This window comes from Grimontia hollisae CIP 101886, from assembly GCF_000176515.1.
GTDB classification, from domain to species: Bacteria; Pseudomonadota; Gammaproteobacteria; order Enterobacterales; family Vibrionaceae; genus Enterovibrio; species Enterovibrio hollisae.
Window position 1 is genome coordinate 220,465 of sequence record NZ_ADAQ01000009.1, and the last position, 17,188, is coordinate 237,652.

19 protein-coding genes and 3 pseudogenes are annotated in these 17,188 nt (G+C 50.1%); 19 read left to right on the plus strand and 3 right to left on the minus strand.

Annotated elements, in window-relative coordinates:
• The first annotated feature begins 190 nt into the window (after window positions 1–190).
• The 18 genes and pseudogenes from VHA_RS04360 to VHA_RS04435 all read left to right on the plus strand — a co-directional run bounded on the left by VHA_RS04360 (window position 191) and on the right by VHA_RS04435 (window position 12,700).
• Entirely contained in the window at window positions 191–1,153 is a 963-nt protein-coding gene (locus VHA_RS04360) for a calcium/sodium antiporter (protein WP_005502190.1), read from the plus strand.
• Window positions 1,154–1,164: 11 nt separating this feature from the next.
• Entirely contained in the window at window positions 1,165–2,133 is a 969-nt protein-coding gene (locus tag VHA_RS04365; protein WP_005502192.1) for a KpsF/GutQ family sugar-phosphate isomerase, read from the plus strand.
• A complete protein-coding gene (gene kdsC, locus VHA_RS04370; RefSeq protein WP_005502193.1) occupies window positions 2,133–2,690 on the plus strand; it encodes a 3-deoxy-manno-octulosonate-8-phosphatase KdsC in 558 nt (185 codons plus the stop codon). Before VHA_RS04365 ends, kdsC begins: the two co-directional genes overlap by 1 nt.
• Entirely contained in the window at window positions 2,687–3,253 is a 567-nt protein-coding gene (lptC, locus tag VHA_RS04375) for an LPS export ABC transporter periplasmic protein LptC (protein ID WP_005502194.1), read from the plus strand. Before kdsC ends, lptC begins: the two co-directional genes overlap by 4 nt.
• Entirely contained in the window at window positions 3,234–3,746 is a 513-nt protein-coding gene (gene lptA / locus VHA_RS04380) for a lipopolysaccharide transport periplasmic protein LptA (RefSeq protein ID WP_005502196.1), read from the plus strand. The genes lptC and lptA overlap by 20 nt, the downstream gene beginning before the upstream one ends.
• 6 nt (window positions 3,747–3,752) lie before the next feature.
• Complete coding sequence (gene lptB, locus VHA_RS04385; protein ID WP_005502199.1) at window positions 3,753–4,478, plus strand: LPS export ABC transporter ATP-binding protein; 726 nt, start codon at window positions 3,753–3,755, stop codon at window positions 4,476–4,478.
• Window positions 4,479–4,565: 87 nt separating this feature from the next.
• On the plus strand, window positions 4,566–6,050 hold the full coding sequence (locus tag VHA_RS04390; RefSeq protein WP_005502201.1) for an RNA polymerase factor sigma-54: 1,485 nt from the start codon (window positions 4,566–4,568) through the stop codon (window positions 6,048–6,050).
• A 26-nt stretch (window positions 6,051–6,076) separates the two neighbouring features.
• A complete protein-coding gene (gene hpf / locus VHA_RS04395; RefSeq protein ID WP_005502203.1) occupies window positions 6,077–6,364 on the plus strand; it encodes a ribosome hibernation promoting factor in 288 nt (95 codons plus the stop codon).
• A gap of 2 nt (window positions 6,365–6,366) precedes the next feature.
• The gene (gene ptsN / locus VHA_RS04400) at window positions 6,367–6,810 is read left to right on the plus strand and encodes a PTS IIA-like nitrogen regulatory protein PtsN (protein ID WP_005502205.1); all 444 of its coding nucleotides are present in this window, start codon (window positions 6,367–6,369) and stop codon (window positions 6,808–6,810) included.
• 20 nt (window positions 6,811–6,830) lie between these two features.
• The gene (gene rapZ, locus VHA_RS04405) at window positions 6,831–7,682 is read left to right on the plus strand and encodes an RNase adapter RapZ (protein ID WP_005502207.1); all 852 of its coding nucleotides are present in this window, start codon (window positions 6,831–6,833) and stop codon (window positions 7,680–7,682) included.
• The gene (locus tag VHA_RS04410) at window positions 7,679–7,954 is read left to right on the plus strand and encodes an HPr family phosphocarrier protein (protein WP_005502210.1); all 276 of its coding nucleotides are present in this window, start codon (window positions 7,679–7,681) and stop codon (window positions 7,952–7,954) included. The genes rapZ and VHA_RS04410 overlap by 4 nt, the downstream gene beginning before the upstream one ends.
• 128 nt (window positions 7,955–8,082) lie before the next feature.
• Window positions 8,083–9,450: a magnesium transporter gene (mgtE, locus tag VHA_RS04415; RefSeq protein WP_005502212.1), complete on the plus strand. Its 1,368-nt coding sequence runs from the start codon at window positions 8,083–8,085 to the stop codon at window positions 9,448–9,450.
• A 219-nt stretch (window positions 9,451–9,669) separates the two neighbouring features.
• A pseudogene (locus VHA_RS04420) lies at window positions 9,670–10,077 on the plus strand (ISAs1 family transposase); the annotation flags it as partial.
• The gene (locus VHA_RS19275) at window positions 10,064–10,216 is read left to right on the plus strand and encodes a hypothetical protein (RefSeq protein ID WP_005502215.1); all 153 of its coding nucleotides are present in this window, start codon (window positions 10,064–10,066) and stop codon (window positions 10,214–10,216) included. The pseudogene VHA_RS04420 and the gene VHA_RS19275, both read left to right, overlap by 14 nt.
• A 120-nt stretch (window positions 10,217–10,336) precedes the next feature.
• Window positions 10,337–10,972, plus strand: a complete 636-nt coding sequence (locus VHA_RS04425; protein WP_172465013.1) for an SDR family NAD(P)-dependent oxidoreductase — start codon at window positions 10,337–10,339, stop codon at window positions 10,970–10,972.
• A 117-nt stretch (window positions 10,973–11,089) separates the two neighbouring features.
• Window positions 11,090–11,263, plus strand: a pseudogene (locus tag VHA_RS18550) (IS110 family transposase); the annotation flags it as partial.
• A pseudogene (locus VHA_RS04430) lies at window positions 11,257–11,493 on the plus strand (transposase); the annotation flags it as partial. The pseudogenes VHA_RS18550 and VHA_RS04430, both read left to right, overlap by 7 nt.
• 154 nt (window positions 11,494–11,647) lie before the next feature.
• Window positions 11,648–12,700, plus strand: a complete 1,053-nt coding sequence (locus VHA_RS04435) for an acyltransferase family protein (RefSeq protein ID WP_005502216.1) — start codon at window positions 11,648–11,650, stop codon at window positions 12,698–12,700.
• A 94-nt stretch (window positions 12,701–12,794) separates the two neighbouring features.
• Here VHA_RS04435 and pmbA read toward each other — a convergent pair whose 3' ends face one another.
• The gene (gene pmbA, locus VHA_RS04440) at window positions 12,795–14,135 is read right to left on the minus strand and encodes a metalloprotease PmbA (protein ID WP_005502217.1); all 1,341 of its coding nucleotides are present in this window, start codon (window positions 14,133–14,135) and stop codon (window positions 12,795–12,797) included.
• Window positions 14,136–14,268: 133 nt separating this feature from the next.
• Between pmbA and yjgA the strand changes: the two genes are divergently transcribed.
• Window positions 14,269–14,799, plus strand: a complete 531-nt coding sequence (gene yjgA, locus VHA_RS04445) for a ribosome biogenesis factor YjgA (protein WP_005502218.1) — start codon at window positions 14,269–14,271, stop codon at window positions 14,797–14,799.
• 44 nt (window positions 14,800–14,843) lie between these two features.
• Here the strand turns inward: yjgA and tldD are convergent, their stop codons facing one another.
• Window positions 14,844–16,289 carry a metalloprotease TldD gene (tldD, locus tag VHA_RS04450; protein ID WP_005502219.1) on the minus strand — a complete coding sequence of 482 codons (1,446 nt, stop codon included), beginning with the start codon at window positions 16,287–16,289 and terminating at the stop codon, window positions 14,844–14,846.
• An 80-nt stretch (window positions 16,290–16,369) separates the two neighbouring features.
• Window positions 16,370–17,188 (minus strand): carbon-nitrogen hydrolase family protein, encoded by an 819-nt coding sequence (locus VHA_RS04455; protein WP_005502221.1) that lies wholly within the window; start codon window positions 17,186–17,188, stop codon window positions 16,370–16,372.

Below are 17,188 nucleotides of genomic sequence, written 5' to 3' on the forward strand. Positions count from 1 at the left end.
CCTTTCTTTTGCCCGTTTTTTTGTGTTTTTGTGAATTCATTACTATCCCAAAACCCTTGGAGGAGAACCCAGTCATTATAGACACGTCCAAGCTAACTGAAATGACTCAGCCCTTTTTCTTCACATTTACTCAATTAGCGGTCAAAATTGCTCTTTTGTATCCTTCGCCCTCTCTTTTTAAGGTATCTAAATGTTTGAAGCGACCGCCATTCTCGTTGTGGGTTTGTGTTTGTTGGTATGGAGTGCTGACAAGCTGGTCTACGGCGCTGCCGCTCTCGCCCGTAACGTGGGCATTTCTCCGCTCGTTATCGGTATGACCATTCTCGCCATGGGGAGTTCCGCCCCGGAGATGGTGGTGTCCGCCACGGCAGCACTGAGCGGAAAGACAGATACCGCCGTCGGTAATGTGCTCGGCTCAAACATTGCCAATATTGCGTTGATCTTGGGCGTGACAGCCTTGATCAGGCCACTGGCGATCAGTTCAGGCATCCTGCGACGGGAGTTGCCACTGATGCTGGGCGTCACCGCTGTTGCAGGCATCATTCTCTGGGATCACTACCTCAGTTTCTGGGACGGCGTGGTACTAGCCGTCTTGTTCGCAATCTTCTTGCTAATGATGATGAAATTTAGCCGCGAAAGTGGGGAAGAAGACCCGATGCTTGCCGAACAGGAGTCTGAAATCCCGAAAGGTGTCGGCAACATGTCAGCGGCTATCTGGGTCGTTGTCGGTCTGGTATTGCTGATTTTCAGTGCTGATATGGTGGTTGATTCCGCCGTGATTATCGCCAAGGCCTTTGGCATGAGCGATCTGGTGATTGGCCTGACTATCGTCGCCGTGGGCACCAGCCTACCAGAACTTGCAGCGTCCGTCGCAGGGGTGATGAAAGGGGAAGACGATATGGCGGTGGGAAACATCATCGGCTCAAACATCTTCAATATTCTCGCTGTGATGGGGATTCCCGCTATACTGGCACCTTCTGGCATTAACCCTCTGGCCATGGAGCGTGACTTTTACGTAACACTGGCGCTGTCTGTGTTGCTGTTTTTCTTTGCTGTGGGTAAAGCACGCACCATTAACCGCTGGGAAGGCATCGGATTTCTAGCCTGCTTTGTCGGCTATCAAGGCTATTTGTTTACACACCTTGCGGCATAACCGGACTGACTATGACTGATTTTGATTTTCGCCAGGCTGGCATCACCACACTGAAAACTGAACGCGACGCGATTACACAACTCGAACAGTATATTAATGAGGATTTTGTCACAGCATGCCAGCTCATCCTTAATGCCCAGGGCAAAGTCGTGGTAATGGGCATGGGGAAATCCGGCCATATAGGCAACAAAATTGCCGCCACGCTGGCCAGTACCGGCACCCCCTCGTTTTTCGTTCATCCAGGCGAAGCCAGCCATGGCGATCTGGGAATGATCGAAAAGGGCGATGTGGTGCTCGCCATTTCCAACTCCGGTGAAGCCTCAGAAATCATTACCTTATTGCCGGTGGTTAAACGCCGAGGCATCACATTGATCACCATGACCAGTAACCCGGCGTCAACCATGGCGCGTCTGGCACAGGTAAACCTTTGCATCAAGGTGCCCAAAGAAGCATGCCCGATTGGTCTCGCACCAACGTCCAGTACTACCGCAACCCTGGTGATGGGGGATGCCCTAGCAGTGGCGCTGATGCAGGCAAAAGGGTTTACCGCAGACGACTTTGCCCTCTCCCACCCCGGTGGTGCACTGGGCCGCAAACTCTTGCTACGCATTGCAGATGTCATGCACAGTGGTGACAAACTCCCCAAAGTGTTGCCACACCACACGATTCGTGATGCCCTGTTGGAAATGTCGGCCAAAGGGCTTGGCATGACCGCTGTCGTTGATAGCCAAGACTCCGTCCTCGGCATCTTTACTGATGGCGATCTACGCCGCCTTCTTGACCAACGTATCGATGTGCACAGCACTGACATCGGCGCAGTGATGGGGAAAAACCCGACGTGTATCAGTGCCGACATGCTGGCCGCAGAAGGTTTAAAGCTGATGGAAGAGAAGAAAATCAACGGATTGCTGGTCACAGATAATGACACACTGATCGGGGCTCTCAATATGCACGATCTGCTTAAAGCTGGAGTGATGTAATGCAGCCAATGACCGAGACCCTGTACGGCCCGGTGGCAACAGAACTGGTGGAGCGTGCCCGCACCATTAGCTTACTGATTTGCGATGTAGACGGCGTGTTCTCAGACGGCCGTATTTATATGGGTAACGACGGCGAAGAATTAAAAGCGTTCCATACCCGTGATGGTTATGGTGTGAAATCTCTGATGAATGCGGGTGTAGAAATTGCCATTATCACCGGTCGCAAATCAGCCATCGTGGAACGCCGTATGGCCGCCTTGGGCATCCAGCACATTTACCAGGGACAAGACGATAAAGCCTCAGCCTATCAGGATCTTGTCAATCGCCTTGGCATCCCGGCGAAGCAGATTGCCTACATCGGTGACGATCTGATTGACTGGCCAGTCATGTCTCAGGTGGGTCTGTCGGTCTGTGTCAATGATGGCCATCCCCTGTTGGCACAGCGCGCTGATTGGGTAACCCGTACGCCCGGAGGCTATGGCGCAGTGCGTGAAGTGTGCGATCTGATTTTGGAGGCGCGCGGCGAGCTTGATGCGCACAAAGGGCTGAGTATATGACGTTGCAACGCCTTGTTATGCTTGTTCTGCTGGCAGTGTGTGGTTACACAGGTTATTACCTGCTTACCCAACTCTACTGGGAAGATAACGTACAGGTTGCACCGGATGCAGAAAAGCCCTTGTTTACCGCCGAGAATGTTAATTCCACGACCTATAACGCACAGGGACTTCGTAGCTACCGCATCGAATCTGTGCATATAGAAAACTATCAGCAACTCGATGAAACCCACTTTAACGAGCCTGTACTTTGGACATATAGTAACGGGGAAGAGGAAGAGTGGCGGGTCAGCGCAGAGTTTGCGGTACTTGAAGACACCAAAACACTGGTGATGAAAGGACGGGTAAGGATCTTTAACCTGTTACCCGATGCCCAGATAAAAGTCGTCACTACTGAACAACTTACCCTGGATCTCGTTACCCGCGACTTCTGGTCAGACACTGAAACCGAAATTACCGGTGTAGGTCTGCAAACGCGTGGCGAGAGAGTGAAAGGCAATTTTGGCTCCCACCAGATGGAACTGATTGAGCAAGTGAAGAGCAGGTATGAACAAAAAACGAACTAACGTCTTTGCCGTGGTATTGATGCTGTTATCCGGCTCAGCCCTAGCACTGTCAACAGACTCCGAGCAGCCAATTTACATTGACTCCGACTCGCAAAACCTTGACATGAAAACCAATACCGTGGTTTTCACCGGTAACGTCTACTTACGCCAGGGGTCTATTCGCCTACGCGCCGATAAAGTGGTGGTCACCCGCCCTTCTGGAGAAGAGGGCGCAGAAGTGATTGATGCGTATGGCAAGCCTGCTGCTTTTGAACAAACCATGGATGATGGAAAAAAAATCAACGGAGAAGCCTTCGATCTACGTTATGAAACAGCCAAAAGCTTCCTGATCATGAAACGCAACGCAGTGCTGACACAAGAAGGCGGTAATCAGGTAGAAGGCCAGAAGATTACTTACAACATCGACAAACAGCTGCTGGTTGCAGAAAGTGATGACAGCAGTCGTGTCACCACCGTATTGCAGCCACAAACCAAACAAGACGGCAAGAAATAACACGGTATGGCTATTCTCACCGCTCAAAATCTCGCAAAAAGCTATAACGGCCGCAAAGTCGTCACCGATGTCAGCCTTGAAGTAAAGTCCGGCGAAATCGTCGGATTATTAGGGCCAAACGGTGCGGGAAAAACCACATCTTTTTACATGATTGTTGGTCTGGTCGCCCGGGATGAAGGCACCATCAAGATTGACGACTTGGACATCAGTATCCAGCCCATGCATAACCGCTCACGCCTGGGAATTGGCTACCTACCACAGGAAGCCTCAATTTTCAGGAAACTCAGTGTTTATGACAATCTGATGGCGGTTCTCCAAACTCGCTCAGAGCTAACCAAAGAAGAGCGCCAGGATAAAGCCGAAGACCTGCTGGACGAATTTAACATCCAACATATTCGTAACAGTATGGGCATGGCCTTGTCAGGAGGCGAACGCCGACGCGTCGAAATCGCACGCGCATTGGCTGCCAACCCGAAGTTTATCCTTCTCGATGAACCCTTCGCGGGCGTAGACCCAATCTCAGTCATCGATATCAAGAAAATTATTGAGCACTTACGTGACCGCGGCCTTGGCGTATTAATTACCGACCACAACGTACGTGAGACACTCAGTGTTTGTGAACACGCCTATATTGTTAGCCAAGGACACTTGATTGCCCACGGCACACCTGATGAAGTGCTCAACGATGAGCATGTAAAACGCGTCTATCTCGGAGACCAGTTCAGGCTATAGTTAAAAGAGAACGGTTGGCAAATCGCTCCAATATAAGCACTGATATTTGCACTGATAATAGATAAAAGGAAAGGTGCCAGTAAAACTATGAAACCCTCGCTTCAGCTCAAGCTTGGCCAACAACTTGCAATGACTCCGCAACTGCAACAGGCGATTCGCCTGTTGCAGCTTTCGACACTTGATTTGCAACAAGAAATTCAGGAAGCGCTGGAAGCCAACCCACTCCTCGAACAGGATGAAACCGGTGATAGCACTATCGACGGCGATGATGCGCAGGAGTTTGAGGGCGAAAAGAATGTCAGTGTGTCTACCGCTGAGTCAGAAAGCCCGGACTCAATGGACAGTTCTGATGCATTGGGGCAGCAGGAAATGCCGGACGACCTGCCTGTTGATACCACCTGGGATGATGTTTACAGCGCCAACACTGGCAGTACTGGCATCTCAGCCGGTGACGACATTCCCGTTTATCAGGGCGAAACCACTGAGACGCTTTTCGATTACCTTAACTGGCAACTCCAACTGACGCCATTTACAGACATTGATCTTGCCATTGCAACTGCCATCATTGACGCAGTGGATGACAAAGGCTACCTCACGGTCACCTGTGAAGACATTCTGGAAAGCCTCGGCACCGAAGAAGGCGAAGTCGAACTGGATGAAGTTGAAGCGGTACTCAAACGTGTGCAGCAATTCGACCCACTGGGTGTCGCTTCACGTTCGTTGCAGGAATGTCTGCTTATCCAACTCGCTGCCTTTGACGAAAATACCCCTTGGCTTAATGAGGCACGCCTGGTGCTTCGCGAGCACATGAACCTGCTTGCCAACCGCGATTACCGCCAGTTGATGAAAGAGACCAAGCTACGTGAGCCTGAGCTGAAGGAAGTCATGCGCCTTATTCACAGCCTCGAGCCACGCCCAGGCAACCTCATCGTCACCAACGAGGCAGAGTATGTCATCCCCGACGTCTCCGTATTTAAAGACCGGGGCAAGTGGGTAGTACACATCAATCCAGATGCTGTACCTCGCCTTAAGGTAAACCAACAATACGCCGCACTGGCCAAAAACGGATGCAGCGCCGCAGACAGTCAGTTTATCCGCAGCCACCTTCAGGATGCGAAATGGCTGATAAAAAGTCTTGAAAGCCGCAATGAAACCCTGCTGAAAGTGGCGCGTTGCATTGTTGAACATCAACAGGATTTCTTTGAATACGGAGAAGAAGCCATGAAGCCGATGGTCCTCAACGACATCGCACTGGCTGTGGACATGCATGAGTCCACCATCTCCCGGGTTACTACACAAAAGTACATGCACACGCCCCGTGGCATATTCGAACTGAAATACTTCTTCTCAAGCCATGTCAGTACAGACAATGGCGGTGAATGCAGCTCTACGGCAATTCGCGCGTTGGTGAAAAAACTGGTTGCTGCCGAAAACCCGGCGAAACCACTCAGCGACAGCAAAATTGCCACACTGCTGGCGGAGCAAGGCATCCAGGTCGCGCGACGAACGATAGCAAAATATCGTGAGTCTCTGGGTATTGCACCGTCGAATCAGCGCAAGCGCCTTATTTAGGCGTCTCAACCAGAAGGAAGATGTTTATGCAAATCAATCTCACCGGTCACCATGTCGAAATCACAGACGCTCTGCGGGACTACGTGACAACCAAGTTTGATAAGCTTGAACGCTTTTTTGAGCACATCAATAACGTTCATGTCGTGCTTAACGTCGAAAAACTACAGCAGATTGCCGAAGCGACCCTGCATGTCAATAATGGCGAAATTCACGCAAAAGCCGATTCAGAAAACATGTATGCGGCGATCGACTCGCTGACAGATAAGCTGATTAAACAGTTAACCAAACACAAAGAAAAGATGAACCACCATTAACTATGGAACTCAAAGACGTACTCAAACTGGACTGCACGAAAAGTGCAGTCCTTTGTTCAAGTAAAAAACGGGCACTGGAAGTGATCAGCGAACTGGCTGCTGGCCAACTGGATCAAAATCCGCAAAAGCTTTTCGAATGTATGCTTAGCCGGGAAAAAATGGGCAGTACGGGCATCGGCAATGGCATCGCCATTCCCCATGGTCGTATTTTTAACAGTAACCAAGCCGTTGGTGTCCTGATTCAGTGTGCCGAGCCGATTGAGTTTGATGCCATAGATAACCAACCCGTTGATCTGCTGTTTGCCCTGTTGGTCCCTGATGACCAGTGCAAAGAACACTTGAAAACCCTGTCATTGATTGCACAAAAGCTGGGTGACAAACAGATTTGTCGGCAACTTCGCCACGCCAGCTCCGATCAGGAACTCTACGATATCATCACAGGATAATCAGCGCAGGAACGTGCATCATGCAGCTTAAAATCGTCAGTGGCCGTTCAGGCTCTGGAAAATCGGTCGCACTCCGTGTGCTGGAAGATCTGGGGTATTACTGCGTTGATAACCTTCCAGTCAACCTTCTACCGCAATTTATTGCGACACAAGATGGTAAAGATAACCACATCGCGGTCAGCATCGATATCCGTAACATGCCGGCTGATCCCGATGAATTTACCCATACGCTGACCAAACTGCCAAACGACGTCAACATTGATATCTTCTTTCTTGATGCCGACGACGCTGAGTTGATTAAACGTTTCAGTGAAACCCGCCGCTTGCATCCACTCAGCCGCGATAACCTCTCCCTCGAGCAGGCCATAGAACGCGAAAAGCAGCTGCTCACACCACTTAAGGAGCGGGCCGACAAGGTGATCAACACCTCCAAGCACTCAGTGCATGATTTGAGCGAAGCGGTACGCTCCCTGGTGTTGGGCCGTACCAACCGCGATCTGGTGATGGTATTTGAATCTTTCGGCTTCAAGCACGGTCTGCCTTCCGACGCTGACTATGTGTTTGATGTACGGTTTCTCCCCAATCCGCACTGGGATCCTGCGCTCAGGCCACTGACGGGGCTCGATGAGCCAGTCAAAATGTTCCTCGCCGCAGAACAAGATGTGGCCATGCTGATTGCCCAGGTGAAAAGTTTTCTTGAGTCCTGGTTGCCAGCACTCGAAAACAATAACCGCAGCTACCTTACTGTGGCGATAGGCTGCACCGGTGGTCAACACCGTTCAGTATATATTGCCCAATACCTCGCCGATTACTTTGCCGCGACGGGCCACCAGGTCCAGATCCGCCACCGCACGCTGGAAGGAAAAGTATGAACCCGCCCAGCAAAGAAGTGCTGATCCGTAACCGCCTTGGCCTTCATGCCCGTGCAGCCGTCAAGTTAGTAGAACTGGCACAGAGCTTTGATGCCCAGGTCATGCTGACTAAAAATGGGCAAACGGTGACGGCTGATAGTGTGATGGGTATTTTACTGCTCGACTCCAGCCAGGGAGAACAAATTACCGTGTCCGCAAAAGGCAGTCAGGCACAACAAGCCTTTGAAGCCGTCACCGCGCTCATTGAGGCGGGTTTCGATGAAGACAACTAAACCTTTATCTCACCCCCCCTACAATTTCACGTTTCCCACGTTTTTCATTCTCAAAGTGCAAAGACAGTCTGGGCTGTTTGCGTTAATATTCACGTCATTGCGTCACCCGCCGATATCCGGACACTCCTATGGCAGAGAATTACGAAGTAGAACAACCTAGCCAAACGCACCAAACGTTGCAGGAAGTCAGCCGAGCCCTTGAAAATGGCATGTTCGTGCATGTCCGTCGAATGCTCGAAGACATGGAGCCGGAGGACATTGCGCACCTGCTTGAAGCCTCTCCCCCAAAAAGCCGCCTGGTGTTGTGGCAACTGACCGATCCTGAAGAACAAGGTGAGATCCTCGAAGAGCTGTCCGAAGATGTGAAAGACGGCATTATGGTGCGAATGCAACCTGAGCAGCTTGCCGCTGCAACAGAAGGCATGGATACCGATGATGTAGCCTATCTGCTTCGAAGCTTACCTGATAACGTTTCCCAGGATGTCCTGTCGCAAATGGATGCCCAGGATCGTGCACGGGTTGAACAGGCACTGGCTTACCCGGAAGAGACAGCGGGTGGGATGATGAACACCGACGTGGTCACCATCCGCTCGGACGTGACTGTCGACGTCGTGCTACGTTACCTGCGTATGAAGGGGAAATTGCCTGAAGCCACAGATGCTCTGTATGTGGTGGACGAAAACAGCCGCTTGATTGGCGAACTGGCTATCACAGCCCTTTTGACGTCCCAGCCTGATACCGAGGTACTGGAAGTGATGGAAGACGTGGACGATGCCATTCCCGTCGACATGAGTGACAGCGATGTTGCCAGCCTGTTTGAGCGCCGCAACTGGGTTTCAGCCCCGGTGGTTGATAAGGAATATCACCTGGTTGGCCGTATCACCATCGATGACGTAGTCGACATTATCCGTGAAGATGCCGAGCACTCCATGATGAGTATGGCAGGTCTGGATGACGAAGAAGACACCTTCGCACCGGTCCTGAAATCTGCCCGTAGCCGGAGTATCTGGCTCGGTGCCAATGTCCTTGCTGCTCTGGCGGCAGCCTCTGTCTCAAATCTTTTTGAAAACACCCTTGATCAGATGGCAGCCATTGCAGTGTTGATGACTATCGTCCCCTCTATGGGAGGAGTTGCCGGTAACCAGACTGTCGCGCTGGTGATCCGTGGTCTTGCTGTCGGCCATATCGGTGATTCCAACACCCGCTGGCTGCTCAATAAAGAAGCGCTGGTGGGGCTTTTAAACGGTGTAGTCTGGGCCTGTATCATTGGTGGTGTGGTCGTACTGTGGAAAGGAAATCTGATGCTGGGAGGCATTATTGCTGCGGCGATGCTGACCAATCTGGTCGTGGCAGGGGTGGCCGGTGTCACCGTTCCAATCCTACTCAAAAAAATGAAAGTCGATCCCGCGCTTGCTGGCGGAATGGCCTTGACCACAATTACTGACATGGTTGGTCTCTCCGTTTTCCTTGGACTGGCAACGCTGTTTTTGGTCTGACCCCAAGGGATACGTAAAAAGCCTCCCAGCGAGGCTTTTTAATCGTGATTATCTGGTGACCTACCGGATAACCAAGATGAAAATCCCACGCAACCTGCCACTCAATCACACAGTGCTCCCTACCCAGGGCAAGATCATGAATGTTTTTTGTCCAATTCGAGGTCAAAATTAACCTGACGAGTCGACTGTGATCTTATGCTCCTCTTTTGAGGAGGAGCCATGAATTTAGATACCATCAAAGCACATTTCAGCATCATCCGTGACGAGCGACAAAGCGCAAAAGTAGACTACCCACTGTTTGATATTCTATTTGGTTCAATCTGTGTCGTAATCGCTGGAGGCCAAGGCTGGAATGATATTCGCGAGTACGTTCTTGGTCACCATGAGTGGTTCCTTAAACAGGGCTTGTTTGAAAAAGGGGTACCCGTTGATGATACCTTTGCTCGTCTGATTTCAAATATTGATCCCGCTGAATTCCGCGATTGCTTTCTGACCTGGATGAAAGCCGTTCACAAGCTAACCGGTGGTGAAGTGGTCGCTATTGATGGCAAGACCTTACGCGGCTCTTATGACAGAAACGACAGGCAAAGCACCATCTATATGGTGAGTGCCTATGCCAGCGCCAACCCGGATTGAAGCGCGTACTTGCCATGTCCTGAGTGCACGTGAGTTGGACGGTGACTTCTCCACCTGGAATGGGCTAACCAGTATTGTGATGGTTGAAAACTACCGGGCCGCAAAAGGCAAAGGGCCTGTCAATGGCTAAATCCCAACCATTCATGCGGACACCCTGCTCTTAAATGCTTTGTGAAATTTGAAGCGACCTAGTGACTATAACCTTATAAACATGCAAACTATTATCATTACCAACAAATGAGATATATGTATGATGAATATTGCTATTTGGGGCGCTGCCAGTGGATTGGGGGCAGCTATGGTCGACTACTTCCACAAACAAGGCGCTAATGTTATCGCTATTTCTCGTACTCCAAGTAAAAACCCTATGCTTACCGAGTACAACGTAACTTCAATATGTTGTGATGCAACAGATAAAGAGCAAGTTGAAAAGGCGGTTTCTGAGTTACCAGAGAACACCTTTAACATTTCAACAATGGGCAGCTTTCACTCGGATAACCCAGTCGATTACATTGGCCACCGCTACTTAACGGATGCTCTTGAGAATACCTCTTCAACCCGATTATTATTAGTTACATCGTTAGGTTGTGGTGATTCTTGGCAGTACCTTTCAGACCGAGCAAAACAAGTCTTTGGAGCTGCTGTTCGAGAGAAAACTCTCGCTGAAGCTTGGCTTCAAAGCAGTAAGTTAGATTACATTATCCTCCGTCCCGGAGGACTTAAAGACGGCGCTCCAACTGGCCAGGGAGAACTGTCTCAAAATTCTGAGGTGCATGGTGCAATTACTCGAGGGGAAGTTGCTCGATTAAGTCATGAACTCCTTTCAAGTGATCACAATTTCGGCCAAATATTCCAGTGTGTTGACCCGAATATAGCACCTTACTAAACACCCAGAATATGAGAGGGGTTAAGAGAGCCCCTCTGTTCACATAACGAATGACATGGATTCCCTCTCACGAGGATTTGCCACACTTAGGTGTCGCTTTAAATACCGGAGGTAACCATGTCTTCTCTAATCCATTGTGGCGTTGACCTCGCCAAACACCACTTCTCTCTGCACGCAGTTGATGACCGAGGTAAAGTCATCCTTCATAAATCTGTATATCGCGCTAAGTTGCTGACTACATTAGCAAACATGCCAGCCATGCGTATAGGCATCGAAACGTGCTCTGGGGCATTGAGTCCATGCATTGGATTTTAGATGTCAGTATGCGGGAGGATGCTTGCCAGATTTACCGAGAAAACGCCGCTGAAAACTTGGCAGGGTTAAAACACATGGCACTTAACATGCTCAGGGCAGAACCCACCAAGATTAGCGTGCCGATGAAACAGAAACATTGCATGATGAAACCCGCCTTCTTGGAGCAGGTCCTTATGGCCGGATTGACGTCAATGGCTAAACCCTAACCGTTTATACGGACACCCTGGCTCCCTACCATTAAAAAACGAACGGCTTCAAGCCATTAGCGGCCTTAATTCGTCTGTACAATCAAAAGTTAGACACTATTCTTAACATAACAAACGTAGAATGTGCGCCAGAATGTTAGTACAGGAGTTCATAATGTTCTTGCAATCCATCCACAATTACAGGGCCATTGCTATTATTTCTATTGTCATGAGCCACACTTATGTTTACGGCCTTGAAAATACAACAGGATTGATGTCAGTTATAAAGAATATAATATCTGGCGGCACAGCACTTTTTGTTTTTATTTCCGGGTATATGTTTCATCATGTCTTTTATAAAAGATATCAATTTAAATCTTTCATGAAAGGAAAAATTGAAAGAGTGATTTTTCCTTACTTAATTCTCGCAACATTTGCAATCGCTCTTGTTTATATCATTAAGTCTGGTTTTTTTTCACCCGATGCGGATTATAACAAAGTTGTGTTTTTCTCTCCTGAGGATAATACACTGACAACTACAATAAAATATTACCTTACCGGACGCATGTTGACAGCCTATTGGTACATCCCTTTCGCTGTACTCCTTTTTCTCTCTTCTCCTCTTCATTATAAATTTATACAACTATCCCAACGCACCCAAATTATTATTATTGCTTTTTCCTCAGTTGCATCAATGTTTATTCATCGATCATATGAAAACATTAATCCAATACAGATGCTTTTCTATTTTACTCCTTTTTATCTGACAGGTATTTATCTATCTCTTTACCGTAATTCTGTGAATAAGCACTGCGGTTTAAAGGGAGGGATGTTTATTTTTCTCACCATTTCTCTCGCCTTTTATCAATATACATTAGGCCATAATGGCAATTACATAAAAGGGATGTTTGAATATGGTGGCATTGACATCATGTTCATTCAAAAGATGTGTTTATCTCTCGGCCTTTATTTTGTTATGGAGACTTTCGCTTTTAAAACCAAGTTAGTAGATCTTATCTCCGATACCAGCTTTGCAATATTTTTCATTCATCCCTGGGTACTGACAACCATGAAAAGGCTACCTTTTCTCAATCATCCGGAATCGACAAATATTCCCTACTTTCTGGTCACTTGCCTGATCGTTATTTTAGTAAGTATGCTGATCTCTATCGCGCTGAATAAGCTGCTGACAGGAAAAGTAAAGTCCCGCAATATTATTGGGTATTAGATGCCGTTGAGCCTCATCATCAGACAAAAAAGCCACTTTCATGGCGTGAAAGTAGCTTTTTGTGGATGTGCGCAGATTGGGGATGGCAGAAACGTTATTCGCCACCTATTTTCATCGATTCAATCAGAATTGACCCAGTCTGGATCTGGCTACGGAACTCAGTATCTGCCCCAACAGCCACGATCTGCCTGTACATATCTGACAGGTTGCCTGCAATAGTGATTTCACTGACCGGATATTGGATTTCTCCGTTTTCGACCCAGAACCCTGCCGCACCACGGGAATAATCACCAGTAACGATATTGACGCCCTGACCCATCAACTCTGTGACCAGAAGGCCGGTACCCAGCTCTTTCAGCATTTGTTCGAACGACTGGCCGGTATTTTTCACAAACCAGTTATGAATGCCACCAGCATGGCCGGTTGGCTGCATATTCAGTTTGCGGGCGGCATAACTGGTGGCAAGGTAGCTCTGGAGTTCACCAGCCTTGATAATATCCAGATCGCGGGTGATCAGGCCTTCGCTGTCAAACGGCGCACTGGCCATGCCTTTCAGGATATGCGGACGCTCATAGATTTCGAACCAATCGGGCAGGATTTGATGACCCAGCTTATCCAGCAGGAAAGATGATTTACGGTACAGGTTCGAGCCACTGATCCCCATCACCAGATGGCCGAGCAGACCCGTTGCCACGTCCGCCGCGAACATCACCGGAAACTGGCCTGTCGACAAGCGGCGTGGATCCATGCGCGCAAGGGTGCGCTTAGCCGCTTCAATACCCACTTTTTCAGGCGCCCACAACTCGTCCTTATCACGGGAGACGGTGTAGCTGTAATCGCGCTCCATACCTTTGCTGTCTTCGGCAATCACACTGCAACTGATACTGTGGCGGCTGGAGGCATAACTGCCCAGCATACCGTGGCTGTTGCCGTAAACACGCACGCCGTAGTGGCTGTCATAACTCGCCCCGTCACTGAACTTGATACGCTTGTCGTGCGCCAGTGCAGCACGCTCCGCTGCGATGGCTTTTTCCGCCGCATGATCCGGCTCTGGCTCGTCAGGATGGAACAAATCCAGATCCGGGTACTCGAAGGCCATCAGTTCTTTCGGGCCGGGGCCTGAGAAAGGATCTTCTGACGTAAAGTTAGCAATATCCAGTGCCGCTTCAACCGTTTGGATAATCGCTTTTTCAGATAAATCCGACGTCGACGCACTCCCTTTACGGTTTCCGCGATAAACCGTGATCCCCAGCGCACCATCGCTGTTAAACTCCACGTTTTCCACCTCGCACATACGGGTAGAAACACTGATACCAGTGGTTTTGGTGATGGCCACTTCCGCTGCATCGGCTTTCTTGCCTGCCAGTTCCAATGCACGGCTCACCGCCGCTTCCAGCTCCGCACGTTGCTGAGCTACCTGTTGTTTCACGTCCATAAGGTCTTAAATTGATGGGTGTTATGGCTAAGCATACCATTCGAATGGGCCGCTATGCTTAAAAAACACCAGCAAAATTCGACATTCTTGATAAGATACGCCGTTATAGAAAGTGACAACCTCGGGAAGCATTATGGGCCGTAAGAACAAACGTGAGCCTTGGGAAGAGGAAGAAGAGATCATTTGGGTCAGTAAGAGCGAAATGAAACGCGACATGGAAGCGCTGCAAAAGCTGGGTGAAGAGCTGGTGGCACTGAAACCGGCTGTGTTGGCAAAATTTCCACTGGATGACGATCTGCGTGCTGCGATTGCCGATGCCCAACGCTTTGAAAAAGAAGCCAAACGCCGCCAGATGCAATACATTGGCAAGTTGATGCGTGCCCGCGATCCTGAGCCGATTCAGGCAGCGCTGGATCTGCTGCGCAACAAACACAGCCAGCAATCTATCGAATTGCACAAGATGGAAAAGCTGCGTGACCGTGTGGTGGCAGAAGGCGACAAAGCCATCAACGATGTGGTTGCGCAATACCCTAACGCCGATCGCCAGAAACTGCGCCAACTTGCCCGTCAGGCCAAGAAAGAGCAGGAAGGCAATAAGCCGCCCAAAGCATACCGCGAAATCTTCCAGATGCTGAAAGCACTGCGCGAAGAGTCTGAAGACTGAATAAGCCGGGGTCACCCGGCTTTTTTATGTTTTATATCAGAAAGTTACTCGGTGCCGCCCACTGTCATGGCATCCAGCTTCAGGGTTGGCTGGCCGACGCCGACCGCGACACTCTGGCCGGCTTTACCGCAGACGCCGACACCACGGTCGAGTTTCAGATCGTTCCCCACCATCGAGACCTGTTGCATCGCTTCAATGCCACTGCCAATCAGGGTTGCGCCTTTCACCGGTGTGGTCACCTTGCCGTTTTCAATCAGGTAGGCTTCGCTGGTTGAGAACACAAACTTACCGGATGTGATATCGACCTGACCGCCACCAAAGTTCGGGGCATACAGGCCATATTCGACGCTGCTGATGATCTCTTCCGGTGTGCTTTCCCCTGCCAGCATGTAAGTGTTTGTCATCCGCGGCATCGGCAGGTGTGCGTAAGACTCGCGTCGACCGTTACCCGTCGGGGCGACGCCCATCAGGCGCGCATTGTGCTTGTCCTGCATATAGCCTTTGAGGATGCCTTTTTCAATCAGCACGTTATATTGGCCCGGCACACCTTCATCGTCGATATTCAGGGAACCGCGGCGATCTTTTAACGTGCCGTCATCCACAATGGTACAAAGCGGTGATGTCACCTGCTCACCGATTTGTCCGGTAAAGACTGACGATTCCTTGCGGTTGAAGTCCCCTTCAAGGCCATGACCGACCGCTTCATGCAGCAGGACACCCGGCCAGCCGGCACCCAAAACCACAGGCATGGTTCCCGCCGGTGCGCCTTTGGCATGCAGATTAACCAGCGCCTGCCTGACTGCCTCGTCCGCGTAATTCATCGCCACGGTTTTCCCGTCTTCTTCTGAGGTAAAATAGGTGTAATCAAAACGGCCACCTCCGCCCGCCGAACCACGCTCGCGACGCCCGTCTTTTTCCACCAGTACACTGACAGAAAACCGGACCAGTGGACGGATATCCGCTGCATAGGTGCCGTCTGTTGCGGCAATCAACACCTGCTCGTAAACACCCACGATGCTGACCGACACTTCCTGCACCAACGGCTCCTTGGCGCGCACATAGGCATCAACGTCTTTCAGCAGGGCAATTTTTTCCTGCTTGGTCATGCTTTGCAGTGGATCGACTGCCTGATAGATCATCGGATACTGACGGGTCGCAAACGCTGAAACTTTCAGCTTACCGTTCTTATCAGCAATACCACGTGCTGCAGTGGCGCTTTGCATCAGGGCATCGGCATTGATTTGGTCTGAGTAGGCAAAGCCGGTCTTTTCACCGCTGATGGCACGGACACCAACGCCCCGGTCGATATTGAAAGAGCCGTCTTTGATGATGGAATCTTCCAGCATCAGGGATTCATGCCAGCAGGACTGAAAATACACATCGCCATAGTCGATGTTTCTTGCTGCCAGGTGCTCCAGGGTTTGGCTGAGTTGACTTTTACTGACACCGGAAAGGTGCAGTATGGTTTCTTCCACGTGTTCCAGGCTCATGAATAAACTGCTCTTTAGCGCTAAAAAAGAAAGTCCCACAACCAGCTATAGTGTGGGAACGAATTGGCATCGAGGTTGCGCTATTTCATTGCGCATTGCAACCGGGCATGTTGCAGGACAGGCATTTTATTGCGGATAGCGCTGTTGGAGGCAAGATCAATCTCTGCCCATGCACTGCCTACCTGATCACCCAACGCGGTGACAACCTGTCCCCAGGGATCAACAATCATCGAATGCCCATAGGTTTCCCGTCCCCCCTGGTGACTGCCACACTGTGCAGCAGCCAGTACCCAACACTGGGTCTCAATAGCACGAGCACGGAGCAACACCTCCCAGTGCGCCACCCCGGTCACTTTGGTAAACGCAGCAGGAATAGCGATGATGTCTGCACCACGCTGACGAAGTGCGGAGTACAACTGCGGAAAACGGATGTCATAACAAATTGACAGGCCCAATGTGCCAAACGGCGTATCCACCAGTACCAGATTATCACCGGATTTAAAGGTGTCGGATTCGCGGTAACTGCGGTGGTTGTCGGCAATATCCACATCAAACATGTGCAATTTTTCGTAAGAAGCACGGAGGTTACCGGCAGCGTCATAGACCAGACAGGTGGTGCTCAGGGTGCCATCATTATTGCGGATGGGGAAAGAGCCCACCACCAGCCAAAGGCCCTGTTCGAATGCTAACTGGGACAGTTTTTTCTGTAAGGGGCCATGCCCCAGCACTTCCGCATGCTTCTCGTAATCTTCCTTGGTGCCAAATACCAGACAGTTTTCCGGTGTCAGTACCAGACGGACACCCTGAATACGAAGGTGTGCTAACTGCGCGTCTAGCACGTCAAGATTGTCTTGCGGATCCATCCCTGAATTCATTTGTACGACGCCAAACATGGTCAT

Bases quoted from the DNA above. Each gene is read 5' to 3' on its own strand.
- VHA_RS04360 (WP_005502190.1), top strand. From the start codon at position 191: ATGTTTGAAGCGACCGCCATTCTCGTTGTGGGTTTGTGTTTGTTGGTA.
- VHA_RS04365 (WP_005502192.1), top strand. From the start codon at position 1,165: ATGACTGATTTTGATTTTCGCCAGGCTGGCATCACCACACTGAAAACT.
- kdsC (WP_005502193.1), top strand. From the start codon at position 2,133: ATGCAGCCAATGACCGAGACCCTGTACGGCCCGGTGGCAACAGAACTG.
- lptC (WP_005502194.1), top strand. From the start codon at position 2,687: ATGACGTTGCAACGCCTTGTTATGCTTGTTCTGCTGGCAGTGTGTGGT.
- lptA (WP_005502196.1), top strand. From the start codon at position 3,234: ATGAACAAAAAACGAACTAACGTCTTTGCCGTGGTATTGATGCTGTTA.
- lptB (WP_005502199.1), top strand. From the start codon at position 3,753: ATGGCTATTCTCACCGCTCAAAATCTCGCAAAAAGCTATAACGGCCGC.
- VHA_RS04390 (WP_005502201.1), top strand. From the start codon at position 4,566: ATGAAACCCTCGCTTCAGCTCAAGCTTGGCCAACAACTTGCAATGACT.
- hpf (WP_005502203.1), top strand. From the start codon at position 6,077: ATGCAAATCAATCTCACCGGTCACCATGTCGAAATCACAGACGCTCTG.
- ptsN (WP_005502205.1), top strand. From the start codon at position 6,367: ATGGAACTCAAAGACGTACTCAAACTGGACTGCACGAAAAGTGCAGTC.
- rapZ (WP_005502207.1), top strand. From the start codon at position 6,831: ATGCAGCTTAAAATCGTCAGTGGCCGTTCAGGCTCTGGAAAATCGGTC.
- VHA_RS04410 (WP_005502210.1), top strand. From the start codon at position 7,679: ATGAACCCGCCCAGCAAAGAAGTGCTGATCCGTAACCGCCTTGGCCTT.
- mgtE (WP_005502212.1), top strand. From the start codon at position 8,083: ATGGCAGAGAATTACGAAGTAGAACAACCTAGCCAAACGCACCAAACG.
- VHA_RS19275 (WP_005502215.1), top strand. From the start codon at position 10,064: ATGCCAGCGCCAACCCGGATTGAAGCGCGTACTTGCCATGTCCTGAGT.
- VHA_RS04425 (WP_172465013.1), top strand. From the start codon at position 10,337: ATGATGAATATTGCTATTTGGGGCGCTGCCAGTGGATTGGGGGCAGCT.
- VHA_RS04435 (WP_005502216.1), top strand. From the start codon at position 11,648: ATGTTCTTGCAATCCATCCACAATTACAGGGCCATTGCTATTATTTCT.
- pmbA (WP_005502217.1), bottom strand. From the start codon at position 14,135: ATGGACGTGAAACAACAGGTAGCTCAGCAACGTGCGGAGCTGGAAGCG.
- yjgA (WP_005502218.1), top strand. From the start codon at position 14,269: ATGGGCCGTAAGAACAAACGTGAGCCTTGGGAAGAGGAAGAAGAGATC.
- tldD (WP_005502219.1), bottom strand. From the start codon at position 16,289: ATGAGCCTGGAACACGTGGAAGAAACCATACTGCACCTTTCCGGTGTC.
- VHA_RS04455 (WP_005502221.1), bottom strand. From the start codon at position 17,188: ATGACCATGTTTGGCGTCGTACAAATGAATTCAGGGATGGATCCGCAA.